This window comes from Parasphingopyxis algicola, from assembly GCF_013378075.1.
Classification (GTDB): domain Bacteria; phylum Pseudomonadota; class Alphaproteobacteria; order Sphingomonadales; family Sphingomonadaceae; genus Parasphingopyxis; species Parasphingopyxis algicola.
Genome location: NZ_CP051131.1, coordinates 2,924,753 through 2,948,028, shown reverse-complemented (window position 1 = coordinate 2,948,028; position 23,276 = coordinate 2,924,753). Strand labels below are relative to the sequence as shown.

The 23,276-nt window shown below is 63.1% G+C and carries 20 protein-coding genes and 1 tRNA gene; 8 read left to right on the top strand and 13 right to left on the bottom strand.

The window, feature by feature from the left end; translation table 11 throughout:
• Positions 1 to 43: 43 nt before the first annotated feature.
• Positions 44 to 973 (top strand): NAD(P)H-dependent flavin oxidoreductase, encoded by a 930-nt coding sequence (locus tag HFP57_RS14590; protein WP_176870462.1) that lies wholly within the window; start codon positions 44 to 46, stop codon positions 971 to 973.
• A gap of 11 nt (positions 974 to 984) precedes the next feature.
• Here HFP57_RS14590 and HFP57_RS14585 read toward each other — a convergent pair whose 3' ends face one another.
• Positions 985 to 1,686, bottom strand: coding sequence for a DUF4386 domain-containing protein (locus tag HFP57_RS14585; RefSeq protein ID WP_176870461.1), 702 nt, complete (start codon positions 1,684 to 1,686; stop codon positions 985 to 987).
• A gap of 191 nt (positions 1,687 to 1,877) precedes the next feature.
• On the opposite strand from HFP57_RS14585, the gene HFP57_RS14580 reads away from it, so the two are divergent.
• Positions 1,878 to 3,017, top strand: coding sequence for a zinc-binding dehydrogenase (locus HFP57_RS14580; protein ID WP_176870460.1), 1,140 nt, complete (start codon positions 1,878 to 1,880; stop codon positions 3,015 to 3,017).
• A gap of 207 nt (positions 3,018 to 3,224) precedes the next feature.
• Here the strand turns inward: HFP57_RS14580 and HFP57_RS14575 are convergent.
• Positions 3,225 to 3,301: transfer RNA gene (locus HFP57_RS14575), tRNA-Pro, on the bottom strand.
• Between the two features lie 188 nt (positions 3,302 to 3,489).
• Between HFP57_RS14575 and HFP57_RS14570 the strand changes: the two genes are divergently transcribed.
• Positions 3,490 to 4,269, top strand: coding sequence for a hypothetical protein (locus HFP57_RS14570; protein WP_176870459.1), 780 nt, complete (start codon positions 3,490 to 3,492; stop codon positions 4,267 to 4,269).
• Between the two features lie 6 nt (positions 4,270 to 4,275).
• Here the strand turns inward: HFP57_RS14570 and HFP57_RS14565 are convergent, their stop codons facing one another.
• On the bottom strand, positions 4,276 to 6,021 hold the full coding sequence (locus tag HFP57_RS14565) for an N-acyl-D-amino-acid deacylase family protein (RefSeq protein WP_176870458.1): 1,746 nt from the start codon (positions 6,019 to 6,021) through the stop codon (positions 4,276 to 4,278).
• 71 nt (positions 6,022 to 6,092) lie between these two features.
• Between HFP57_RS14565 and HFP57_RS14560 the strand changes: the two genes are divergently transcribed.
• Entirely contained in the window at positions 6,093 to 6,992 is a 900-nt protein-coding gene (locus tag HFP57_RS14560) for an alpha/beta fold hydrolase (RefSeq protein ID WP_176870457.1), read from the top strand.
• Here the strand turns inward: HFP57_RS14560 and HFP57_RS14555 are convergent.
• Complete coding sequence (locus tag HFP57_RS14555) at positions 6,989 to 8,296, bottom strand: FAD-dependent oxidoreductase (protein WP_176870456.1); 1,308 nt, start codon at positions 8,294 to 8,296, stop codon at positions 6,989 to 6,991. The two genes, HFP57_RS14560 and HFP57_RS14555, sit on opposite strands and share 4 nt — an antisense overlap.
• A 117-nt stretch (positions 8,297 to 8,413) precedes the next feature.
• Positions 8,414 to 9,160 carry a CsgG/HfaB family protein gene (locus HFP57_RS14550; protein ID WP_176870455.1) on the bottom strand — a complete coding sequence of 249 codons (747 nt, stop codon included), beginning with the start codon at positions 9,158 to 9,160 and terminating at the stop codon, positions 8,414 to 8,416.
• A 204-nt stretch (positions 9,161 to 9,364) separates the two neighbouring features.
• Between HFP57_RS14550 and HFP57_RS14545 the strand changes: the two genes are divergently transcribed.
• Positions 9,365 to 9,892: a hypothetical protein gene (locus HFP57_RS14545; RefSeq protein ID WP_176870454.1), complete on the top strand. Its 528-nt coding sequence runs from the start codon at positions 9,365 to 9,367 to the stop codon at positions 9,890 to 9,892.
• 3 nt (positions 9,893 to 9,895) lie between these two features.
• Positions 9,896 to 10,597 carry a COG3904 family protein gene (locus HFP57_RS14540; RefSeq protein ID WP_246263184.1) on the top strand — a complete coding sequence of 234 codons (702 nt, stop codon included), beginning with the start codon at positions 9,896 to 9,898 and terminating at the stop codon, positions 10,595 to 10,597.
• Between the two features lie 27 nt (positions 10,598 to 10,624).
• On the opposite strand, the gene HFP57_RS14535 is transcribed toward HFP57_RS14540, so the two are convergent.
• Complete coding sequence (locus HFP57_RS14535; RefSeq protein WP_176870453.1) at positions 10,625 to 12,046, bottom strand: S41 family peptidase; 1,422 nt, start codon at positions 12,044 to 12,046, stop codon at positions 10,625 to 10,627.
• 167 nt (positions 12,047 to 12,213) lie between these two features.
• Between HFP57_RS14535 and lepA the strand changes: the two genes are divergently transcribed.
• Positions 12,214 to 14,034, top strand: coding sequence for a translation elongation factor 4 (gene lepA / locus HFP57_RS14530; RefSeq protein WP_176870452.1), 1,821 nt, complete (start codon positions 12,214 to 12,216; stop codon positions 14,032 to 14,034).
• Between the two features lie 71 nt (positions 14,035 to 14,105).
• Here the strand turns inward: lepA and tcmP are convergent, their stop codons facing one another.
• The 4 genes from tcmP to HFP57_RS14510 all read right to left on the bottom strand — a co-directional run bounded on the left by tcmP (position 14,106) and on the right by HFP57_RS14510 (position 17,481).
• Positions 14,106 to 15,002 (bottom strand): three-Cys-motif partner protein TcmP, encoded by an 897-nt coding sequence (gene tcmP, locus HFP57_RS14525; RefSeq protein ID WP_218135031.1) that lies wholly within the window; start codon positions 15,000 to 15,002, stop codon positions 14,106 to 14,108.
• Positions 14,969 to 15,793, bottom strand: coding sequence for a DUF5131 family protein (locus HFP57_RS14520; RefSeq protein ID WP_176870450.1), 825 nt, complete (start codon positions 15,791 to 15,793; stop codon positions 14,969 to 14,971). Before HFP57_RS14520 ends, tcmP begins: the two co-directional genes overlap by 34 nt.
• A 56-nt stretch (positions 15,794 to 15,849) precedes the next feature.
• On the bottom strand, positions 15,850 to 16,296 hold the full coding sequence (locus HFP57_RS14515) for a DUF2442 domain-containing protein (RefSeq protein WP_176870449.1): 447 nt from the start codon (positions 16,294 to 16,296) through the stop codon (positions 15,850 to 15,852).
• Positions 16,297 to 16,581: 285 nt separating this feature from the next.
• Positions 16,582 to 17,481 carry a hypothetical protein gene (locus HFP57_RS14510; protein ID WP_176870448.1) on the bottom strand — a complete coding sequence of 300 codons (900 nt, stop codon included), beginning with the start codon at positions 17,479 to 17,481 and terminating at the stop codon, positions 16,582 to 16,584.
• Positions 17,482 to 17,627: 146 nt separating this feature from the next.
• Here HFP57_RS14510 and HFP57_RS14505 point away from each other — a divergent pair, with 146 nt between their 5' ends.
• Positions 17,628 to 19,028, top strand: a complete 1,401-nt coding sequence (locus tag HFP57_RS14505; protein WP_176870447.1) for a porin — start codon at positions 17,628 to 17,630, stop codon at positions 19,026 to 19,028.
• A gap of 34 nt (positions 19,029 to 19,062) precedes the next feature.
• Here HFP57_RS14505 and HFP57_RS14500 read toward each other — a convergent pair whose 3' ends face one another.
• From HFP57_RS14500 to HFP57_RS14490, 3 genes are all read right to left on the bottom strand, one after another.
• Positions 19,063 to 21,177 carry a prolyl oligopeptidase family serine peptidase gene (locus tag HFP57_RS14500; protein WP_176870446.1) on the bottom strand — a complete coding sequence of 705 codons (2,115 nt, stop codon included), beginning with the start codon at positions 21,175 to 21,177 and terminating at the stop codon, positions 19,063 to 19,065.
• 73 nt (positions 21,178 to 21,250) lie between these two features.
• Complete coding sequence (gene phoU / locus HFP57_RS14495) at positions 21,251 to 21,949, bottom strand: phosphate signaling complex protein PhoU (protein ID WP_176870445.1); 699 nt, start codon at positions 21,947 to 21,949, stop codon at positions 21,251 to 21,253.
• Positions 21,950 to 22,089: 140 nt separating this feature from the next.
• Entirely contained in the window at positions 22,090 to 23,148 is a 1,059-nt protein-coding gene (locus HFP57_RS14490) for a substrate-binding domain-containing protein (protein ID WP_176870444.1), read from the bottom strand.
• Between the last annotated feature and the right edge of the window lie 128 nt (positions 23,149 to 23,276).

Sequence of the window (23,276 nt, the reverse complement as noted above, 5' to 3'; positions counted from 1 at the left end):
CGCAATCGCGCGGGCGCCTTCCTCTCTCACCCCAAGGATTTGCATGACCCAGCCCGGCCTGTTCGACAATCTTCGCCTGCCGCTCATGTGTGCGCCCATGTCCATCGCCAGCTCGGTCCCGCTCGCCGTCGAATGCTGCAAGGCCGGTGTGCTCGGCGGTTGGCAGGGCGGCACCTATACGCCGATGGACGAATTCGAAGCCTATCTCGATGCGCTGGACGGCGTCGGCGGCGCATCGCCCATCGTCAACCTGCCCGCTCGGATCGCCACCGAACCGACCGGCCCGGCCAAGCTCGACCTGCTCGAACAGCACCGTGCGCCGCTGATCCTCTCGAGCCTCGGCGATCCCAGCGCGGTCATCGAGCGCGCGCATCGCTGGGGCGGCAAGGTGATCCAGGACGTGACGACCATGCGCCATGCGAAAAAGGCGCTGGACGTCGGCGCCGACGGGTTGATGCTGACCTGTTCGGGGGCGGGCGGCCATACCGGGTTCATCACGCCGTTCGCCTTCGTTCCGGCCGTGCGCAAACTGTTCGACGGCCCCCTGATCGTCGCCGGCGGCATCGCCGACGGATATGGCATCGCAGGCGCGCTGGCGCTCGGCGCCGACATCGCCTGTATGGGCACGCGCTTCATCGCAACGCCGGAATCGGGCGTGCCGGATGGCCATCGCACGATGATCCCCGAATCCGGGATCGACGAGATCGTGGTTTCGTCAGCGATGAACGGCGTGCCGGCGAACTGGATGCGCGCCTCGATCGAACGCGTCGGTCTCGATCACAAGACGCTGCCGCAGGAGCGCACCGAGATGCCCGAAGGGGTGATGCCCTGGCGCGATATCTGGAGCGCAGGCCAAAGCGTCGGGCTGATCGAGGAAGTGATGTCGGTGGCCGATCTGGTCGATCGCCTGGCGGAAGAATTCGAGGCCGCCCATCCGGCGCGGGACTGGAGAGCGAGACTGGCGAGCCTCTAGACCCGGGCCGCTCAAGCTGTCCGGACGCCGCGTATCCCCAGATAGAGCCCGGTCGACACCAGCGCGATCAGGTTGGACAGCATGAACGCCATGGTGATCGTGCCATGTCCCAGCATCGGGATGAAATCGCGCGCGACGATGGTGACGGCCACGAACAGCGAGGCGAACAGCCCCCAGCCCGCGATGATCTTCGGGATCAGGTTCGATCTGAGGAACAGGGTGAAAAAGCCCGCCTTCGCCGTTGCCGAAAGGACCAGCCCGAGATGGAACGATGTGTAATCCGACGTCGCCTGAAGGCTCGCCAGCATCAGGCGGGTTTCGCCCGCCATGGTGCCATAGGCGGAATCGCCGGCAATTTCGGCGGCGTTCAACGCGAATACCGCGCCGAGCAGCATGAGCAGCGATGCCGCGAGGCCGACGAACAGGCTCCAACCGGCCAGCAATGGTCCCGATCTGCGCAGGAGGAGGAAGAAACCGACGCTGATCAGCGCCTCCAGGCCGAATGTCAGGACGAGGAGATAGGCTCTGGCCCGCAACCGCTGCTCGGCCTCGAGCATACTCTCCGCGACCGCGGTAACATCGGCCGAGAGATTGATGTTGATATCCGGAGCCACAAACCGCGCCGCGACGATGCCGACGATGATCGTGCCGATCAGCGACCAGCCGACCAATCGCCCGATGGTCCCTGGGTAAAGCGTTTCGGTGGATTCCATCGGCAGTTTTCCCTCGTCTCGAACAGCACTCTGCACGTCGGCCTACGCTTTAAGCACCTTAGTGTATTATTATAACAATACACTAAGGTCAACCGGATGTCGAAGGACGGTCCGGAATCGACCGTGGCGCACACAGCGGAAAGCTGTATGTCAGGACCGGTATCGCCGATCGGCCCATCCAGGAGAATCCCATGTCGCTACCGCAAAGCTACCGCCAGATGCTGTCCACCGTTTCCGAGAATGGGGAACTCCGCCTGGAACTGACCGAGCGCTCCATGCCGACACCCGGCGAGGACGAGGTGGTCGTCGAGATCGAAGCGACGCCGATCAACCCGTCCGATCACGGCGTCATGTTCGGCTGGGCCAATATGGCCGAGTGCAGCTCGACGGGCGAAGGCGACGACATCATACTCACCGCGCCGGTATCCGCGCAGGGCATGGCCGTGATGAAAGCCCGGATCGGCCAGCAATTGCCGGTCGGGAACGAGGGCGCCGGGACGGTCGTTGCCGCCGGCGACGGCGCGGGGGCGCAGGCGCTGCTGGGCAAGGTGGTGGCGGTGATGGGCGGCGGGATGTACGCTCATTATCGCTGTCTGCCCGCGGCGATGTGCCTGCCGCTGAAGCCGGAACATACGGCCAGGGACGGCGCTTCCAGCTTCGTCAATCCGCTCACCGCGCTGTCGATGCTCGAGACGATGCGGATGGAAGGCCATACCGCCCTAGTGCACACGGCGGCGGCGTCGAATCTCGGCCAGATGCTGAACCGGATATGCCGGGACGACGGCGTCGAACTGGTGAACATCGTGCGCCGCGAAGAACAGGCCGAACTGCTCCGCGACATGGGCGCGAAACATGTCTGCAACTCCAGCAGCGAGAATTTCGCGGCCGAACTGACCGATGCGGTGCACGAGACCGGCGCGACCCTCGCCTTCGACGCCACCGGCGGCGGCGATCTCGCGTCGAAGATATTGAGCGCCATGGAAGCTGCGGCGGCGCGCACGCCGGGCGCATACAGCATCTACGGCTCCGTCGCCCACAAACAGGTCTATCTCTATGGCGGCCTCGATGTTTCGCCGACCGTGCTGACCCGCGGCTATGGCATGGCCTGGGGCGTGGGCGGCTGGCTGCTTCCCAACTTCCTGGCCAAGGCCGGGCCGGAGGTCGCCGACCGGCTGCGCAAGCGGGTCGTCGACGAACTCACGACGACATTCGCCAGCCACTACACGGACGAAATCTCGCTCGCCGAAGCGCTGCAGGCCGATATCGTCAAACGCTATTACGCCAAGACGACCGGCGAGAAGTTTTTGATATGTCCGCAAAAGGGTAAGTAACGGGTTGGCGATTATATCGCCCGGACACGTATCCCACCACGTTATCCGAGCGAACGCTCGGATCTCAGGCGGATAGACGGGGCGTATGCAGCCGGGGATTCCAGCGTTCGCTGGAATGACGCGTGGGTTTCGGGACTCTTTGTCCGAACGGGATAACCGCCTGGCGCGTTTAACCCGCGCGGCGTTTCCGCTCTTGAACGAAAAAACTGGTCGGGGAGAGAGGATTCGAACCTCCGGCCCCTGCCTCCCGAAGACAGTGCTCTACCTGGCTGAGCTACTCCCCGACCGATGCGTCCGGCCCGCGGCGACGCGGGCCCATCTGGAGGCAGACGCGGCTCTATAGGGGCCGGATGCGCGGCTTTCAACTGCTGTTTCGCACCTGTCGCGTCAAAATCGCGGGATCGGGGTTAAGCCGTTCCTAACCAGCCCCGTCAGGGATTGCGTAAGACGGGCCGCCGAAAACGGTGGCACTATGTGGAATATCGGCGATTTCGATCTCACGGCCCAACTGCGCGGCAAGGCGTTCGGCGTTGCGGTGGCTTTTGCGCTTGCCGTTCTGGCGTTGCTGGCCCTCGTCCTGCCGGCCGGCCCCGCCCTTTCTGCCGGAGCACAGCGCAGCTACACGGTGACTACCGAAACACGCGGCGGATACACGGTCACGACCGAAACCATCGTCTATGTCGATTATGGCGGATCGGCTGGTTTCGTCGAAAACTATGCCGCGCCGCAAAGCCCGGCGCTCGCCACCTACGGCCCGTTCCATGTCGTCGCCGAAGACCGGATCGAGATGATCGGCGAAGTCGACAGTTATGCGCCGCAGGAATTCCGCCGGCTGCTCGCCGACTGGCCGGGCATCCGCACCCTCGATTTCGTCGACTGCGCCGGAACGATCGACGACAATGCCAATCTCGCGCTGGCGCGGATGATCCGGCGCGCGGGGATTACGACCCATGTACCCGGCCATGGCTCGGTGCGCTCGGGCGGCGTGGAGCTGTTTCTCGCCGGCGTCCGCCGCACGGCCGACCCGGGCGCGGAGTTCATCGTCCATAGCTGGCTCGACAATTACGGGCGCGAGGCCGCCGACTATCCGCCCGGCGATCCGATCCACGCGCCCTATCTCGAATATTATCGCGAGATGGGAATGGCGCCCGAAAACGCCCGCGCATTCTACGCGCTGACCAACAGCGTGCCGCATGACAGCATGCGGCAGATCTCGATCACCGAGCTCGCCGCGTTCGATCTCCTGCACTAGCTCAGGCTATTCGGCCGCTTCCGCCATCTCGACCGTTTGCGGGCCGCGGATCAGGCCGCCGGGGCGCGCATCGGTCACCTTACCGTTGCGGAAGGTCACCTGGCCGGACTTGATCGTGATTTCATAACCGCGCGCCTTTTGCAGCAGGCGTTTGCCGCCCGCCGGCAGATCGAAGGCGAGCCACGGCTTTTCGAGCTTCAGATTGTCGAGATCGATCACGTTGATATCGGCCAGATAACCGGGCGCCAACACGCCGCGATCGTTGAGGCCGTAGAGCCGCGCCGTATCATGGCATTGCCGCTTGATCGCATTTTCCAGCGATATCGTTCCCCGCTCCCGGTCCCGGACCCAGTGCTCGAGCATGAAGGTCGGCGAGGCGGCATCGCAGATCGTGCCGCAATGCGCGCCGCCGTCGGACAGGGAGTTCACCGTGTCGTCGCGATGCTGGAGGGGGTGCAGGAAATCGAGATTGCCGTCGGCATAGTTGAGGATCGGGTAGTAGATGAAGCCCTTGCCCCCGTCGCGCATCAGCAGCTCATAGGCATATTCGGGACCGCTCATTCCGGCGGCCTCCGCGCGCGCGGCGACGCTCTCTTCCGCCGTCGGTTCATAGTTGAAACCGTCCATCATCTCGAACTGCACCGGCCAGCCATTGGCGATCACCATCAGCAGCGGCAGCAGGTCCGGATTGGCTTCGCTGAAATCCGATTCCTCCGCGATCATCCGCTTACGGAAGCCCGGATCCTCGAGCTTTGCGAGTTTGTCCTCCCAGGGCAGCTCGGCGATTTCCTTCCAGGCGGGCTTGAACAGGAAGGGATGGACGGTGCCCTGCCAGGCCATGATGATGCCGTTGCCGCGGAGGGCAATCTGGGCGACGATGTGGGCGCCCTTGGCATTCCCCTCGGCAGTCGCGGCGATCTGTTCGTCGAGCGCCATTTCCTCGGCGATCGACTGCAGCGCGGCGAAGGTGACGGGAAGACCGGTTTCGCGGGAAAGATCGCCCATCCAGCCGAATTCGTCCCATTCCCGCTTCATGTCGGACGCCATTTCGAAAACACCGTGGCCGACCCGGCCCATCGCGCGGCCGATCCCTATCAGTTCTTCCTTGGTGGCCGTCGTGCCCGGCACCAGTTCGCCTTCGACATCGCGGTGCAGGATCGTCCGAGAGGTCGAGAAACCGAGCGCGCCGGCGCGCAGGCCTTCCTCGACGATCGCCGACATTTTTTCGATATCCTCGTCGGTCGGCACCGCGCCCGGCTTTTCCCGGTCGCCGAGCACATAGGCGCGGATCGCGCCATGCGGCACATGGGTCGCCACATCGACGGTACGCGGCATTTCCTCAAGCGCGTCGAGATATTCGGGAAAGCTCTCCCAGTTCCACGTCATGCCCTCGGCGAGCGCGGTCCCCGGGATGTCCTCAACACCTTCCATCAGGCCGATCAGCCAGTCATGCTTGTCGGGCTTGGCCGGCGCGAAGCCGACACCGCAATTGCCCATCACGACCGTCGTCACGCCGTGCCAGGAGGAGGGCGCCATCTCGTCGTCCCAGGTCGCCTGACCGTCATAATGAGTATGGATATCGACGAAACCCGGCGCGACCACCTTGCCTGTGGCGTCGACTTCCTCGCGCCCCGGCTCGCTCACTTCGCCGATCCGGGTGATCAGATCGCCATCGACCGCGATATCGGCGGTGAAAGGTTCACCGCCCAGCCCGTCGACGACCGTGCCGTTCCGGATGACCAAATCGTGCATCAAAGTCTCTCCCGATTTTTTGCTTTACGTGAACGTTAGCAGAAAAGCGCTGACGCTGCTACGCTGTCAAAATGGAGAGCGCATTCAGCTGGAACCCGGCGGCGGACAGCGGCATCGCGATGCGCTGGATCGAGGCGAACGGGCAACAGTTCGAACTGGCCGAAGCCGGCCATGAAGACGGCGACCGGCTTGCGCTCTGCCTGCACGGCTTTCCCGAACTCCATTTCAGCTGGCGCTCCCAGATGCCCCTGCTCGCCGAGCTCGGCTATCGCGTCTGGGCGCCGAACCTCAGAGGCTATGGCGGGTCGAGCAGACCGCAAGGCGTGCGCGCCTACGCGCTCGATCACCTGACCGAGGACGTCGCGGCGCTAATCGACGCGAGCGGGGCGAAGGAGGTGACCCTGATCGCGCATGACTGGGGCGCGATCATCGCCTGGCAGTTCGCCATCCAGCAGATCCGGCCGCTCCATCGCCTGGTGATCATGAATGTGCCGCATCCGCTGTGCGCCCGGCGCGAATTCAGGCATTGGCGGCAATTGCGGAAGAGCTGGTACATGTTTTTCTTCCAGATCCCGCGCCTGCCCGAATGGATGCTGGGCCGTCGCGAAGCTGCCCCGATCGCCCGCATCTTCCGCGATTCCGCGGTGAATACGCATCTCTTCCCGCCCGAGATCGTCGAACTCTATCGCGCCGCCGCGGCCCGGCCCGGCGCGCTTACCGCCATGCTCAACTATTATCGGGCGCTGTTCCAGACGCCCGGCGTGCGGCAGATCGGCGATGGCACGGTCCCCGTACCCACACTGGTGCTGTGGGGCGAACAGGACGTCGCGATCGACATCCACTGCCTCGACGGAATGGAGCAATATGTGCCCGACCTGACCGTGCGCCGTTTCCCCGATGCGTCGCACTGGGTCCAGCAGGACGTTCCCGAGCAGGTCAATGCCGCGCTGCGCGCCTGGCTCGAGGATTAATCGCGCGCGGCGATCATCTCTTCGATCGCGACGAACTTTTCGCGCGGGCTACCTTCGCGCGCACGCCCGGCCTCGGCTTCTTCGATCTTCTTCCAGTCGCGGAAGGTGACGACGTCGGCATCGCGCTCGGCGAGCAGCGCATCGAGCCCGGCCCGGCCCGCCTTGCCGTCGCCCTCGCCGATATCCTCGGCGATCAGGTCGACGACGGCATAGCCGTCCGGCCGGTTGGTTCCGATCGTGCCCGTGGGCCCGCGCTTCGCCCAGCCCACACAATAGAGACCGGGCATGATCCGGCCCTCGTCATTGGCGAACCGGCCACGGCCATGCTCGAACGGCACGCCCTCGATCGGCGGCGTACGATAGCCGATACAGGTCACAACCAGCGACGCGGGAATCGTGTAGGTTTCGCCCGTGCCCCGACTTCTCAAATCGGCATCGAGCTCGGTCCGTTCGACAACCACGCGCTCCACCTTGCCGTCGCCCTCGATCCGCACGGGTGCGGCGAAGAAGTCGAAATCAATCTCGACGCTCTTGTCCGCCCGGAAGGATTCGGGGATCGCGGCGAATTCGCGCAGGAAGGTAACGGATTTGCGCATACCCGGCTCGAGCAGCGCGTCCGCGCCTTCCTCGGGCAGATCGTCGGGATCGACGCGCGGTGCCGCGCGTTCCAGCCGGCCCAGTTCGCCGAGCTCTTTGGGCGTCATGGCGATCTGATGCGGTCCGCGGCGCCCGAGCAGCGCGATATGCTCGGTCCTCGCCTTGGCGAGCTGCTCATAGGCATGCAGCACGATATCGGAGCCCGCAAACTCGTCCGGCGTCTTGGAGAGCACCCGGGCGACATCGAGCGCGACGTTGCCGTTGCCGATTACCACCACATGCGTACCGTCGAGCGGCGGATCGACCTCGGCGAAATCGGGATGGCCATTATACCAGCCGACAAAGGCGGCGCTGCCGAACACGCCCGGCAGGTCCGCGCCCGGTATGTCCAGTGACCGGTCGAGCGGCGCGCCGGTCGCGAGGATCACCGCATCGTAGAATTGCTGCAGCTCCCCGATGCTGACCTTTTCGCCGATCGTGAGATTGCCGACGAAGCGGACATTCTCGGAGAGCGCGACCTTCTCGTACCGCCGCGCCACATTCTTGATCGACTGATGATCGGGCGCGACGCCGAAGCGGATCAGGCCGTAGGGAACCGGAAGCCGGTCGATCATGTCGACGCATACATCGTCTCCGAACAGCTTCTGTGCGGCTTCCGCCGAATAATAGCCCGCCGGTCCGGAGCCGACGATCGCGATATGACGCATGCACGCCTCTCCCGCCGATGGTTTTGCCGGATGCTAGCGGGCTTTCCGTATGAGGCAAGCAAAAGGGGCATGCGTCCTGTTGGCCGCATGCCCCTCCCCCCATGGTCCCGTCTTGCGCTATTGCGCGACGGGTGCCTGTGCGGTGACCCCGCCAAGCTGGGTCACCAGATCGGTATAGGCGTCGAGATAAGCGGCCGCGACGACCTGGCCGATCTCGGTATTTTCGTACGTTCCGACGCCGAGGCCGCCACCGAGGCTGCCGAAGATGCCGCCACCGCCGAACAGGCCGGCCGAAAAGCCGGTATCGGTCTGGCGATAATAGCCTTCGGTGAGCCGCAGCGTCTCCGTCGTCCGGGCGTTGACAAGCGTCAGTGAGACGTTCGCTTCCTTGCGCCGGGTGTTGATGCCGAGTCCGGAGCCGCCGAGCGTGCTGCCGAAGATGCCGCCAAAGGCGCCGCCGATGTTGAAACCCCCGGAATCGCGATTGGTCGCGATGATATCCGGGATAATGAAGAAGTCCGCAGCCCGCACCTGCCCGCCGCCGAAATTCGACCCCCGCTGCAGGTCGCCATTGTCGGCGAGTGCGCGTTCGAGGTTGCGGCGTCTGAGGCCGCGCCCGCGATCGACGATCGTGAAACAGCCCGACCGCAGCACGAGCAGGTTGATGACGGCCTCGGGGCTGTCGAGATCGTAGCGCTGCCACCAGTTATCGTCGGGCTCGACGATCGAGATCGCGCCGATCGGCTGGGTGCAGGTCGGCAGCTGGGCCCGCTGGCTGTGCGATCCGCGATCCGCCGAAGCCGGAGTGGCCGTCATGGTGACGGTGGCGGCGATGGCGGCGATTGAAGCGATGGTCTTCCACATGATTCAGTCTCCTTTAATTTTCCATTTCCTATTCTCCGGTCCGTATCGAACCGTTTCGACAGGATGGTTATCGCCCGAAAGACCGGCACAAGCAGTGACCGTGATCACGGTTTTCGAGAAAGGGCTGATCCATAAGGAAAAGGCCGAAAATCTTGATATTTTCGCGCATTACAGCTAGTCGAAACTTCGTTGGGGAGAAGAAAAATGCAGATCAGGAGCGTTGCGGCAGCGGTTTTCGTGGCCGCCCTAGCCGCACAGCCGGTGGCGGCATTTCAGTTTGGCGGGATTTTGGGCGGTCGCTCGTCCAGTTCCAGCGACGATGCAAACCATTGCGATACGGCGGGCGAGTCGGCCGGCCGATCGATCATCGGCGGGCTGCTGGGCGGCGCGGCTCGGGAACTCGGCATTCCCACCTTTGTACCCTCCGCCCAATTCGCCGATACGCTGGCGACCGAAATCGCCTGCCGGTTGAGTCCGGAAGAGCAGGAAAAGGCGGCGACGGCGACCGCCGAGGTCACGCGCAGCGGCGAGATCGGTTCGACCGCCGAATGGACGAGCGATACCCGCGACGGCGTGCGCGGCCGATCGACGGTAACCGGTCGCACTCAGCAGGCCAGCGGCGGCGATTGCCTGCAGGTCACCGACGTAATCATCGTCGATGGAGAGGAAACGACGGTTCCGAAGACGATGTGCCGCGTTCCGCCTCAAACGCGGTATGTGCTGGCTGCCTGAACGATGAACCGTTTCCGGTCCTATCTCGCGTTCGGTGCGGTCATGCTCTGCGCCAGCGCGGCGCCGGGCGCGCAATCGGACAATCCCAATCCGACATGCCCGGTCTCGCCCAACTGGGCGGCGAACCAGGTGATGACCCTGACGCCGATCGATCGCAGCGACCAGCGCGTCCTGCTGGCCGAAGGCATGATTACGGCCGGTCTCGCCAACCGGCTGCGCGATGCGCTCCAGTCCGACGACCGGATTTCCGAAATCTGGCTGCGTTCGCCGGGCGGGGATGCCTATGCCGGCAATGAAGCCGGCCGGATGCTGCGTTCCGAATTCCCCGGCATCGTGACCCGCATCCCGTCGGGCTGGGCGTGTTTTTCGGCCTGCAATTTCGTGTTCATGGGCGGCATGGTGCGGATCGTCGAACCCGAAGGCCAGTTCATGGTCCATATGTTCACCCATACCGGCAATCGCGACGTCATCCGCCAGGAAGTGGAGGCCGGCACCGAGAATACGGTCGAACTGATCGGCGAGATCGAGCAATCGAGCGCGCAGCTCGCGACCGAGGACAATGATTTCCTGATCCGCATGGGTGTCTCGCGGCGGCTGCTGCGCGAAGTCATGTACGCGACCCAGGCGGTCGGAGACGGTGAAACCCGCCGCTGCCTGACCCAGGACGAGGCCTACGAATATAATGTCGCCAATGTCCGCGAATAGCGGATAAGGCCGCCCCCCGGTGGTTCGCTAGCATTCAAGCGCCAGTTCGCCGATCCAGACCGTGATGGCGGCATCGGTCATCGGGCCGCCGGGCCAGAGGATTTCGGGTGTATAGAATTCGTTGTTCGCACGAACCCGGTTCCGGCATACTTTCAGCGAATAGGAAAAACGCGCAAGGCCACTCGGCAGCGGCGCGGTGGCGTTGTCGATATAGACCGCATCGGCAAAGGTCGGCAGGCCGATATGCGTGACCGCCGGAAGCCGGAGCATCAGGTCGGCGAAATCCAGGCAGGCGCTGCCGCATCGCGAATCCGTCAGGAAATAGACCCGGCCGGTGATCGGGTTAGGCGGCGGCGGCCCGGCAGGCGCGACACCCGTTGCCGGTGCACGCGCCAGCGCGTCGCCACGGGCTTGCGCCGCAACCATCAGATCGCGCGCTTCGCCGAAAAATTCGGCCGCCTCTTCCAGCCCGTCATTGCGAACCGTCTCGATGACCCATTCCAGGTGCGCGATGTTCGACTCCGAAACGCGCCAATCAACGCTATTGTCGAAACTGCCGTTGATCCGGCTTACCCATTCCGCGCCGAACAGGGCTTGCGCGACGCCAACCCCCCAGGCGCTGTTGCCGCCGCCATTGCCGCGCACGTCGAACACCACCGTCCGGCCGCGAAGTTCGTCTCGCCTGGCAGCGATTTCGTCGATCAGGGACTGCATGGCCCGCGCGCCCGATCCGGTCTGCACGAAACTGGGCAGGCCGACAAAGACCATATCGCCGCTTTCCCGGATCCCGAGTTTGGGACGGTCCGACCGTATCTGTGCGAAGAGGTCCGTCCGCGTCCGCGCGGACAGTCGGCTCCATTCCAGATCGATCGTCCGTGTCTCGCCGTCGATGCGGAAGGCGCATTGCCGGAATTGCCGATCCTCGTCGCCCGGATCGAGGGTGAACAGACGGGGCACGTTGCGGCTGCGCGTGTGCGGTATATCGGCGTTGAAATAATAGGGATCGATGCGTTCGGCGAGCAGGGTGTCGACCGTCTGTCCGTCGCAGGACTCCAGTTCCGCGCCTTCGGGAATGGCGTCGATACGCGAATGGAAGACGATGTTCGCCTCCCCGCCGGACGCGCGCCGGACGAGGAAACGGGGCCAGGAATAGACGCGCGGCTGATAGGCGAGGCCGAGCCCGATATGGCCGTCGCGAAAGCCGTTGACGAAATAGCGCAGCGCCCGCTCGTAATCGGCAAGGGATCCGGCGGCTTCGGCCCGCCGCGAGGCCTCGGCAAAGCCCTCGCGCAGCCATTCGCCATAGCGGCTGTTCTCCGGATCGACGGGGCCGGGATGGTTTTCGGCGAGCAGATCGCGCATGGCCTCCAGATCGCCCTGCGCCAGTTCCGCCCAGATCGACGCTTCTTCGCCCTGCGCCCGCGCCGCCGGCGCGGCAAAACCGGTCATGGCCAACAGCGCCACAGCATTGCCGATCGCTTTCGCCCAGTGGATTCCGATCCCCTTTCGGTCGCCACCGTTCCGGCCGGGATATTAATTACGACCAACGTCGTCAATGCTAGGAGGCTAGAATTGGCGGATGACACCCGCGCCACCCATGCTAAAGGGCGCGGGTAATGACCGACCTTTCGAAAATCCGGAACTTCTCGATCATCGCGCATATCGACCATGGGAAGAGCACCCTGGCCGACCGCCTCATTCAGCAAACCGGCGGTTTATCTGAACGAGAGATGGAAGAGCAGGTGCTCGACAATATGGATATCGAGCGCGAGCGCGGGATCACGATCAAGGCCCAGACCGTCCGCCTCAACTACACGGCCAAGGACGGCGAGACCTATACGCTCTCGCTCATGGACACGCCCGGCCATGTCGACTTCGCCTATGAAGTCTCGCGCAGCCTCGCCGCCTGCGAAGGCGCGCTGCTCGTCGTCGACGCCGCCCAGGGTGTCGAGGCGCAGACGCTCGCGAACGTCTACCAGTCGATCGAGCATGACCACGAAATCGTGCCCGTCATCAACAAGATCGACCTCCCCGCCGCCGACCCCGAAAAGGTCCGCGAAGAGATCGAGGAGGTGATCGGCATCCCCGCCAAGGGCGACTGGCAAGACGGCGGGGCCGTGCTCGCCAGCGCCAAGACCGGCGAAGGCATCGAGGACATCCTCGAGGCCTTGGTCCAGCGCATCCCGCCCCCCACCGGCGACCGCGACGCGCCGCTCAAAGCCATGCTCGTCGACAGCTGGTACGATCCCTATCTCGGCGTCGTCATCCTCGTCCGCGTGATCGACGGGGTTCTGCGCAAGGGCCTCAACATCAAATTCATGCAGAACGGCACCCAGCATCTGGTCGACCGCGTCGGCTGCATGCGGCCGAAGATCGAGCAGCTCGACGAGCTCGGCCCCGGCGAAATCGGCTTCATCACCGCGCAGATCAAGGAAGTCGCGGACACCGCGGTCGGCGACACGATCACGACCGTCAAGAACCCCGCCCCCGCCCCGCTACCCGGCTACAAGGAGGTCCAGTCGGTCGTCTTTTGCGGGCTGTTCCCCGTGGACGCCGCGGACTTCGAGAAGCTGCGCGAATCCATCTCCAAACTCCGCCTCAACGATGCGAGCTTCACCTTCGAGATGGAAACGAGCGCCGCGCTCGGCCAGGGTTTCCGCGCCGGCTTTCTCGGCCTGCTGCATCTCGAGATCATCCAGGAACGCCTGACGCGCGAGTACGATCTCGACCTGATCACGACCGCCCCGTCCGTGGTCTACAAACTCACCATGACGGACGGGACGGAGCAGGAGCTGCACAACCCCGCCGACATGCCGGATGTCGTGAAGATCGACTATATCGAGGAGCCCTGGATCAAGGCGACCGTCTACGTCCCCGACGACTATCTCGGGCCTATTCTCAAATTATGCCAGGACCGGCGCGGTATCCAGAAGCAGCTGACATACGTGGGCGGTCGCGCCCAGCTGGTCTACGAACTCCCGCTCAACGAAGTGGTGTTCGATTTCTACGACCGGCTCAAAAGCATCTCGCGCGGCTATGCCAGCTTCGACTACGAACCGGCCGGCTATCGCGAGGGCGACCTCGTCAAGATGAACATCCTCGTCAACAACGAGCCCGTCGACGCGCTGAGCATGATCGTCCACCGCGCCGCCGCCGAAACCCGCGGCCGCCATATGTGCGAGCGATTGAAAGACCTCATCCCCCGCCACTTGTTCAAAATCCCCATCCAGGCCGCCATCGGCGGCAAAGTCATCGCCCGCGAAACCATTGGCGCGATGCGCAAGGATGTGACCGCCAAATGCTATGGCGGCGATATCTCGCGCAAGAAAAAGCTGCTCGAGAAGCAGAAAAAGGGGAAGGCGAAGATGCGGGAATATGGGAATGTTTCAATTCCGCAGGAGGCGTTTATCGCGGCGTTGAAGATGGGGGAGGAATAGATTGCCGATTCTAGAAGTGAAAAAGATGAATCGGGAAGATGTTTTTGAAGACGAGAAACGAAAATAGCAGTCTACCAAAGGCTCTCGAAATCGTCTTGGCGCATTTCACGATTGCTCAGCGCGCCAGAAATTTTCCGATACGCTCTCAACATCAGTGGGGAAGCCTCAGCATGATCAGTAGCGTGTATCATATGGTACATTGTTCTTCCTCCACGTGCGCGTCCATGGATCGCATATGGATGGACGAATTTATAGCCAAACTCTGTTCTAAACCGATCAGCCAATAAATAGGCCCTGTCGATGCTGTTCATTCCTCTCAGCGCTGTCCAGTTCGGTGCGCCCCACCATCGATCAAGGCGAGCTTTCGTGTCGTGCCGACGGACTGCTGCGATGGAGCGGTCAAGCCAGCCCGTCGCTAGAAAATAGAAGATTTCGATTTTCATCGATACTTTGTGAGATGCAATTTTTTGCACAGACGCCCATTCGCATTCAAATGTTCTTTGATCCAGTAATGCAAAGGTTGCCGTTCTCTCAGTAATTTGTCCGGATAACAAAACGTCATCGACCCTACGATTGAAGTCTCCTTCCAATACGCTCACCGATCGCCCCTGATCGCGATGTGGCTCGGCAATATTGTCCAAGATAGCGCAACCGGCAGGATCGATGTCACACAGCCAAAAATCACGAAGCCATTTTGGTTCAGTTTGCAGGACTAGGTTTGCTGAGCACAGGTCCAATCTATCCCGCCGCTGAGGCGCGGCAAAGCCGTCAATGTACGTTCCATGTTTGGTAATGAAGGTGAATAAGCGGATGTACTCTTGGATGAGTTTCGCTTTGCTCTCTGTCCAAACGGGATATTTGAGCGAAGCGAAATTCTTTTCAGCTTGCACTGTTAGTTCAGGTATTTCTTCTTTCGAGAAGAGACGCGGCATGCCTAAGCTGTTATTACTTTCGGTAAGCCATTCCAAGTCTCTCCATCCAGTTCCCGTCCAGCATGTTTTTTGCCTAGGCGGTGCATGGTCGTACCATCTTCCAGTACCATTTGGCGCGCCTTGGCCAAAGCGATGCCTTGGCCCGGAGCCCAATCGCCCCACTGTTTGAAATGAAACGCAACATCATAGGCCATACATTGGTTCATCAAGTCTCGGAACCAAGCCGGATTCGAAGGGCGTGCTTTAGGGCCGCTCTCCCCGCCTGTGATCACCCAATCAAGGCTGTCGTCTAGCCATCTATCGATACTGATTGGGCCTAAAAGCGGCTCTGCGGAAATAAATCGGACCTTTGCGGGAATGGATTGTAAATGCGGCAACCTCTCATTCGCGCGCTTTTGGTCTTCAACCGTAGTTCCTAACCAGACGTTTTCAGGCCATTCGTCTTTCCATGGGGCCAGTTCTTTCACCAATTCGATCCGTTTAGTTAAGAGTAGCCAGTCAAGGTTTGGGGTCGATTGGATCAGTGACCAAAGGCGTTCGCGCGATTCATCTAAGTCACGACGGTCTTCAAAAACATCTCCCATTGAAGCGCAGAATACTCTCGCCCGTTCGTTTTGCTCTTTAGCCTCGGCATCCCACTTTAGTGGTTCGCTCCAGTGCTTATCGCTAAAGAATCGTCTTTCTGCACCTATGCCCCATACTTTGCTGCCAACTCTTTTTGACCAAGATTCAGCATAACAATGCTTGCAAGCTGGTGACACTTTCACACATCCCCACCAAGGATTAAATGTGTGTGTCGTCCATTCGATACGAGAATTTTTTGCCAAGTGTACGCCCCTTCGTCTTCTCTATATAAAATGCATGAAGCTGCAATTATCTAATTTTAAGCCGCCCGCCTACCATCATAGCCCTCGGTCGCCAGCATCACCGTTTTCGGGATCACCTGCTCCTCGCTCAAATAGTACGCAATCGTTCGCCGTGAGAGGCCGAGGGCCTGGGCGGCGGCGTCGAGCGTCATGTCGTGGCGCTGCATCCAGGCGCGGAAGGCGCGTGCCGGCATGATCTCACCGGCCTGTTCGCGCGCCCAGCGGTGGAGCTGCTCGCTGCCGAAATCGACGCCGCAGCTCCATTCGATCGACCAGCCATCCCCGGCAATCTGAAAATCGCGAAAGGCATCGGCATCGGCGAGCGGCGCCAGCGCCTTGTGCGCGGCTATGACGGGCGTGAGATCGACGATCCCGGTATAGCCATCATCCCATTCGAGCGCGATTCTACTGCCCCGCCGCGCCCCATCTTTCACGACCGCCGCTGTGATCTTGCCGATGCTCATTGATCGTCTCCGCTAAATTCGCAGCAAAGCCTTCCCCCTTGATGGGGGAAGGTTGGATGGGGGTGATCTATCCGCATACACAATCGCCAGCCGACGGATCACCCCACCCCTGACCCCTCCCCATCGAGGGGAGGGGAATGCGCCTGCCCATCGCGCCCGAGCACATGGAAATGCGGCGGGTTGTGATCGGCAAAGAACATGGCGATCTCGCAATTGGAGAAGCGCATCAGCCGGGGCATACCGCTACGGTATAGTGCAATGATTGCACTATGGCAATCTGCCTCTTCAATCCCCCTCCCCCCGCGCCCTGTCCGCGATCGCCCGCAGCTCGGCCTGATGGCCGCTCTGGTCGAGCAGGTCTTCGCCGCGCTCGGCGGCCTGCCAGGCCTTGTCGCGGATATCGGCGAGGACGTCGGTGAGTTTGGTGCGCTCGACCTCGTCGCCGTTCGCGTATCGCCAGGGGCGGTCGGGATCGCGCTCGCCGTTGGCGATGTCGATCAGGTCGTGCGCCTTGCCGCCGGTCTCCAGCAACACCTCCAGATGCGTGAGCTGGCGCGCGTAGAAATCGGCGGCCTCCGTATCGCCGGCGCGGCGCTTTTCCCGCTCGATCTGCACGCGGTTGCAATAATGGGTGACCATGATCACGAGCGCGCGCATGCGATCGGGCTCGCGCGCCTCCCAGTCGTCGCGCGAGCGGGTCTCCCGGGACTTGGTGCCCGCGCCGCCGGGCTTGCCGTAGCGGCCGGGCATGCGGTGCTGGAGCTGCCACATGGTGAGGCGCTCATTATAGGTGCGGCGCTCGGCGACCTGCTTGCCGCGATGCATGATCGGGATGGGGACGCCGTGGATCGCGCGGTCGAGCGCGGCGTCGGCGAGGATGTGGGTGCCGAAATCGAGCGCCTTCTCCCAGGCGGCGCGGAAGCTGTCGGCCTCCGGGTGGAGGCGGAGCTGGTAGGCGCCTTCCTTGGCCATGTTGACGGCCGCGGCGGCGCGGGTAACCGAGCCGGTGCGCGCAAGCGCCTCGATAAAGCCGCGCTGCCGCTCGGGCGTCCAGCCGTCATGGCGCTTGCATTGGCGGGGGACGGGCGCGAAATCGAGCGCGGGGGCGAGATCGGCGAACGCGCCCTCGCCGAGATAGCCGGTGCGGCGGCAGCGATCGCAGATGACGGGCGTGCGGTTCTTCATGGCCCGGATACAGGGAAGCGAAAATCTCCAACATTGCAATATATTTGTGGGGATTTGTTTGTCACATAACCGCAACATGAGGATCACGCGCTCGTAACATTGCCGTCATAAAGGCGGGTCGGAATCGTCATCGGAGCTTCATCGAAATGAAACATACTGCCCTTGGCCTCTCGGCCTGCGCCGCCGCATTGATCGCCGGCACACCGGCCCTCGCCCAGGACGCGCCGACGCGCGTCGAGATGCAGGCCGAGCTCGAGGAACTGCGCGGCCGCGTGCAGACGCTGGAGGCGCTGGTCGAGCAGCTGGTCGGATCGCAGGCCGAAGTCGCGGGCCAGGCCGAGGCGGCCAATGCGGCGGCGGTGGCCGCGCAGGAGGTGGCCAGCGAGGCACAGGTTGCGGCGAGCGAGGCCGTGGCGGCCCAGCCGCACACGACGTTCGGCGCGGCGGCGCGGGTGCGGACCGAGGATGGCTGGGACTTCCGGCCGTTCGGGCGGCTGATGGCCGATGCGGCCAGCGTCTCCGATCCCGGCGCTCTCAACGATCCGGGCCTCGGCTTTTCGAGCGAAGTCCGGCGCGTCCGGCTCGGCGCGCGGGGCGCGATTCCGGGCGGTTTCGAGTATAAGATCGAGGTCGAGTTCGGCGATAACGAGATCGAGCTGACCGACGCGATCCTCGGCTATGACGCCGGCGATGTCGAGTTCACGATCGGCCAGCACAATAATTTCCAGGGGCTCGAAGAGCTAACCAGCAGCCGTTTCATCAGCTTCATGGAGCGCGCGGGCTTTACCGACGCGTTCGGCTTCGAACGGCGGGTCGGCGTCTCGGTCAATTATGCGAACGGCGATTTCCGCTGGGACGGCGGCGTCTTCACGGCGAATGTCGACGACCTGACCGATGACAGCATCAACGCCTATTCCTTCGATACGCGGGCGGTCTACAGCCCCGAGCTGAACGGCACGCAGCTCCATTTCGGCGGCTCGCTCCATCATCGCGACCTGCGCGACAATCCGGGCGCCCGCTATCGCCAGCGCCCCGCCTATCACGGGACCGACACGCGTTTCATCAATACCGGCGCGCTGAACGTTGCCGAGGAGACGAGCTACGGCCTTGAGGCGGCAGTGATCCACGGGCCGTTCCACGCGGTCGCCGAGGGGCATTGGCTCAATGCGGACATTCCGGGCATGACCAATCCGACCTTTTTCGGCGGCTATGTCGAGGCCGGCTATTTCCTGACCGGCGGCGATTCGCGCGGCTATAGCGGCGGGCGGTTCAACCGGACGCGGCCCGTCCGCACGATCGACGAGGGCGGGATCGGCGCGGTGCAGCTCAACGCCCGGTACGACCGGCTCGATCTCAGCGATGCCGGGGTCGTGGGCGGCGAGCAGGACCTGTACGGCCTTTCGCTGATCTGGACGCCGATCGACTATGCGCGCTTCATGATCAACTACAGCCATATCGCCTATGACGATGCGGCGATCGCGCTGCCGAACGGCGATACCGACTACAGCGTCGATGTCGTCGGCGCGCGGGCGGAGTTCGATTTCTAGGGAACGGGATCCGCTGGGCGCGGCGCCGCCGCGCTTATTCGATCTGCAGGCCCATGATCCGGTTGATAAAGGCCAGTTCGTAGGATTGGCTTTCGATCCGTTGCGCGGCGTCCACACCGATCTGATGACCGGCGCCGCGGACGACATGGAGCAGGATTTCGCCGTCGCCGGTCTGCGCACGCTGCATCGCGGCCGCCAGCTTGTAGGCATGGTGCGGAGGGGCGACCGTGTCGTTCTCGCCCGCCAGGATAAGCGTCGGCGGAACCGGGCGCGGCTCCTGCAGCGCTTCATAGGGCGATACGGCGCGCAGCGTTGCGAACTCCTCGGGTACGTCCGGTACGCCGAATTCGGTCGCCCAGCCGCTGCTCCAGCGGGCATGCCGCACCAGATCGGAAAGCGGGATTTCGAGGATCAGCGCGCCGACGAGATCCGGGCGGGTTATTCCCGCCATTGCCGCCGGAACACTTCCCGCACTGTTGCCGAGCACGGTGACGCGCCCGGGCCCGGCAATCCCCTCATCCCGCAGCCATTCGAGCGCGGCAACGGTATCGGCCACGGTGTTGGTCTTGTTCGCCCGCGACCCCGCCTCATGCCATCGGGCGCCATGGGCACCCCCGCCGCGTATCTGGGGCATGGCGAGCACGCCTCCCGCGTCGATGAAGGTCCGGAAGAAACCGTTGAAAAAGGGAATCGCCGTATAGCGGTGCGCGCCGTAAACCCACATCAGCACAGGGGCGGAAGGCGCATCATCGTCACCGCGAGCGGAAGCCAGATCGACGTCGCGGCGATGTGCGAGGACCATTGGCACTTCCTGTCCATCGGCCGAGCGATAGGTTCGGCGACTGATCGAGACCGCGCCCGGCTCCACGCCGTCGCGCAGACGCCAGGGCCGCATTTCCAGCCGCTCCAGGTCGATTTCATAGACGCCCGGAGATTCGAGCGCGATCGAATTCGCATAGGCGAGCGGGGATTGCGGATCGCCAAGAATGGCCGGGCGCCCCGCAGGAAAATTGGTCCACAGCAAACCGAAGGGCGGACGGAAGGTGTGCAGATGCACACCGTCCAGCCCATATACCATGATCGCAGGCGCCCCGGCCTCCAGCCCGTTGATGACCAGGCGATCGCCATAAAGGTGCGCGCTTGTTACCGAGAGCCCGGATGTGTCCATAATCTCGACCGTGTCGAATGTACCGCGCGCGCCGCGCGCCGCGACGATGCGATCCCGGCCGCGTTGGTAGAAATATCCATGGCCGTCGGCAGCGCCGATAAATCTCAAGGGCCCGGCGGCTTCGACCATCAACACCATCGGTGCCGCCGCAGCGTCCGCCGAAGCGAGGAATGCACGGCGCTCTCCCGAAGCCCCGCGTTCCACAATAACCGCCCCGCCCAGCGCGCCCGCATAGGACACCCGGTATCTTCGATCCCCCGCTCCGGCCAGCCGCTGCTCTTCGCCCCAGCCGAGCCGCACTCGCCATGCGCTGCCTTCCCCGTCGGCGTCGGATCTTGAAAAATACAGCCATTGCCCGTCGGGCGACCATGGCTCGTCCCCGAACACCGCGCCTTCGATCGGATCGGGACGGTATTCGCCTGTTTCGACGTCGAGAATGCGGACCGCGCGCCGTCCCGATGTGCCCTCGACGCCTGCTATGGCTGCGAAGCGCCCGGATGGCGATACACGGAAATCGTCGATCTGGGCTTCCGCCATGCCGATCCCTGCGAAATCTGACGGCCCCGCAATCAACCGGTCGGCGCCGTCGCGATACATGTAGAGCGAACGGCCTGCCCGATCGGCGCTCTCCGCGAGGAAGAAGAGATGATCGCCGCGGCGCACCGGCGTGTTGATCTGGAAGGATTCGTCGTACCGCGCCATGCGCGCGCGCACCGCGGCGGAATCGTCCATCGGCAAGGCAAGGCTGACGCGCGCGAATTCGTCCTGTGCCGCCGCCCATTCGGCGACTTCGGCGGAATCGAGATGTTCGAGCCAGGCAAAGGGATTGGCCAGTTCAACCCCTTCAATCACATCGCTGTCGCCGGAAACGTCGCTGGGCGGATATTCAGACGGCTGGGCGATCGCCGTGCAGGTCAGGAACACGGCAAGGACCAACGCGGACAGCGTTTTTCCTTGCCAAGCAAAATCGGGCTGTCTCATGACACGCTCCCCGCAGGACAAGGGGCCTACCAAAAGGTCAGGCCCGTCGTCCAGCAGCGGGAATGGAAACCGGCTAGGCCGCCAGCTTCTCACTCTCCGTATCGCGTACCTTTGGCTGAGCGCCGGTCACCGTATAGGTCACCATCTCGGCAATGTTGGTCGCCTGGTCGCCGATCCGCTCGAGATGCTTGCTGATGAACAGCAGATGCGCGGCCTGGCTGATCTGCGCGGGCTCCTCGATCATGAACTCGATCAGCATCTTGGTCAGTTCGTCATGCAGGTCGTCGACGACATCGTCGCGCTCGCACACGTCGCGCGCCAGCTCGACATCGCCTTCGGCATAGGCGCGCACGACATCGACCAGCATGTCCTTCGCCGCATCGTTCATCGCGGCGATCGTCTTGCGCAGCTTCTTCGGATATTTCGCCGTGATGCTGGAGACGCGCCGCGCGATGTTGCGGGCATAATCGGCCGTCCGCTCGAGGAGAGCGCTGATCTTGATCGCGGAGACGAGCACGCGCAGATCGTCGGCCATCGGCGCGCGCAGCGCGATGACGTTGACCGCGGCGGTCTCGATCCGGGCGGCCAGCCTGTCGATCTCGCGATCGCCGCTCACCACCTCGCCAGCCAGCGTCGTATCCCGCTGTTCGAGCGCCTTGATAGCGTCGGCCATCGCCAGCGAGGTCCGCCATCCCAGCTCGAGGATATTGGCTCGCAGCTCGCTCAACTCGTCGTCGAACGCCGATACCGTATGTTTTGCTTCGCCCGTCATGAGCCTTACTCCAATCACGCAACAAATATGACAATTATGTTACAATAAACTGGACTCGAGCGCAAATCGCCCGTTCCCGGCGGCAAAAAAGGCCGGACGGTCGCCCGCCCGGCCTTTCGCGAAAATTGGCCGATTTCCGCCTAGTTCTGGATATCGTCAGCCGTCAGGGCGGTCATCGACTCGGCGATCGCCGCATAATTGGCCCGCGCCTCGTCGGGGTTGGAGATCATGCCTTCCTCGACCAGATAGCCATCGGGGCCCCATGCCGATACATATTCGGCAACGAACTCGCGCAGCCCGCGGATCGCCTGCAAGTGGTTGCCCTTGATATAGACGTATAACGGCCGCGCGCCCGGATATTCGAAGCTCGCGATACTGTCATAGGTCGGCGCGACGCCGTCGATCGATACGCCGATGACCTCGCCTTCATTCTCGGCGAGGAAGCTGTAACCGAGCAGGCCGAGATAGCCCGGATTCTGGGCGACGCGCTGGATGATCAGATTGTCGTTCTCGCCGGCCTCGATAAAGGCCTGATCCTCGCGGATCGTCGTGCAGACCTCGTCCTTGCGATCCTCATCCTCTTCCTCGAGCGTGGCGATCGCCGGATTGGTCTCGCAACCGGCTTCCATGATCAGCTCGATAAAGGCGTCGCGCGTGCCGCTCGTCGTCGGCGGGCCGTAGACGCGGATCGGAATTTCCGGGAGCGAGGGGTCGATGTCCGACCATGTTTCGGCTGTCTGCTCTTCGCCATAGGGTTCGGCGGCCAGCGCCTCGTAGATCTGCGCGCGGGTCAGCTCGATCTGCGGTCCGTCGGGCGATTCCACGACCGCGAGACCGTCGATACCGACCTGCAGTTCGATAATCTGATCGACGCCATTCTCCTGGCAGGTTTCGAACTCGGTCATCTTGATCCGCCGCGAGGCGTTGGCGACGTCGGGATGCTCGGTGCCGACACCGGAGCAGAACAGCTCCATGCCGCCGCCCGTACCCGTCGATTCGACGACCGGCGATCCGAACTCGGGATTGTTGCGGGCGAAATTCTCGGCCACGGCGCGGGTGAAGGGATAGACGGTCGAACTGCCGACGACCGTGATGGCGCGCACGCCACCGTCTCCGCTGCCACCGCCGCCGCAGCCGGCAAGCGTCACGGCCATGGCCGCCATCAGTCCAGTAAGGGGAGCGCGCACATTTTCCTCCATATTTGATGTGCAAGAAGGCAAGGCCCGATGGGGCAGCCCTTGCAGAGCCTATTGCGACATCTATGTGACAACTGGGTTACATTGACTGCGCCGATTTGCCCTTTGTGCGCGGGAGATCGACCCGCGCA

Coding starts and splice junctions, on each gene's coding strand:
- HFP57_RS14590 (WP_176870462.1), top strand. CDS start 44: ATGACCCAGCCCGGCCTGTTCGACAATCTTCGCCTGCCGCTCATGTGT.
- HFP57_RS14585 (WP_176870461.1), bottom strand. CDS start 1,686: ATGGAATCCACCGAAACGCTTTACCCAGGGACCATCGGGCGATTGGTC.
- HFP57_RS14580 (WP_176870460.1), top strand. CDS start 1,878: ATGTCGCTACCGCAAAGCTACCGCCAGATGCTGTCCACCGTTTCCGAG.
- HFP57_RS14570 (WP_176870459.1), top strand. CDS start 3,490: ATGTGGAATATCGGCGATTTCGATCTCACGGCCCAACTGCGCGGCAAG.
- HFP57_RS14565 (WP_176870458.1), bottom strand. CDS start 6,021: ATGCACGATTTGGTCATCCGGAACGGCACGGTCGTCGACGGGCTGGGC.
- HFP57_RS14560 (WP_176870457.1), top strand. CDS start 6,093: ATGGAGAGCGCATTCAGCTGGAACCCGGCGGCGGACAGCGGCATCGCG.
- HFP57_RS14555 (WP_176870456.1), bottom strand. CDS start 8,296: ATGCGTCATATCGCGATCGTCGGCTCCGGACCGGCGGGCTATTATTCG.
- HFP57_RS14550 (WP_176870455.1), bottom strand. CDS start 9,160: ATGTGGAAGACCATCGCTTCAATCGCCGCCATCGCCGCCACCGTCACC.
- HFP57_RS14545 (WP_176870454.1), top strand. CDS start 9,365: ATGCAGATCAGGAGCGTTGCGGCAGCGGTTTTCGTGGCCGCCCTAGCC.
- HFP57_RS14540 (WP_246263184.1), top strand. CDS start 9,896: ATGAACCGTTTCCGGTCCTATCTCGCGTTCGGTGCGGTCATGCTCTGC.
- HFP57_RS14535 (WP_176870453.1), bottom strand. CDS start 12,046: ATGACCGGTTTTGCCGCGCCGGCGGCGCGGGCGCAGGGCGAAGAAGCG.
- lepA (WP_176870452.1), top strand. CDS start 12,214: ATGACCGACCTTTCGAAAATCCGGAACTTCTCGATCATCGCGCATATC.
- HFP57_RS14515 (WP_176870449.1), bottom strand. CDS start 16,296: ATGAGCATCGGCAAGATCACAGCGGCGGTCGTGAAAGATGGGGCGCGG.
- HFP57_RS14510 (WP_176870448.1), bottom strand. CDS start 17,481: ATGAAGAACCGCACGCCCGTCATCTGCGATCGCTGCCGCCGCACCGGC.
- HFP57_RS14505 (WP_176870447.1), top strand. CDS start 17,628: ATGAAACATACTGCCCTTGGCCTCTCGGCCTGCGCCGCCGCATTGATC.
- HFP57_RS14500 (WP_176870446.1), bottom strand. CDS start 21,177: ATGAGACAGCCCGATTTTGCTTGGCAAGGAAAAACGCTGTCCGCGTTG.
- phoU (WP_176870445.1), bottom strand. CDS start 21,949: ATGACGGGCGAAGCAAAACATACGGTATCGGCGTTCGACGACGAGTTG.
- HFP57_RS14490 (WP_176870444.1), bottom strand. CDS start 23,148: ATGGAGGAAAATGTGCGCGCTCCCCTTACTGGACTGATGGCGGCCATG.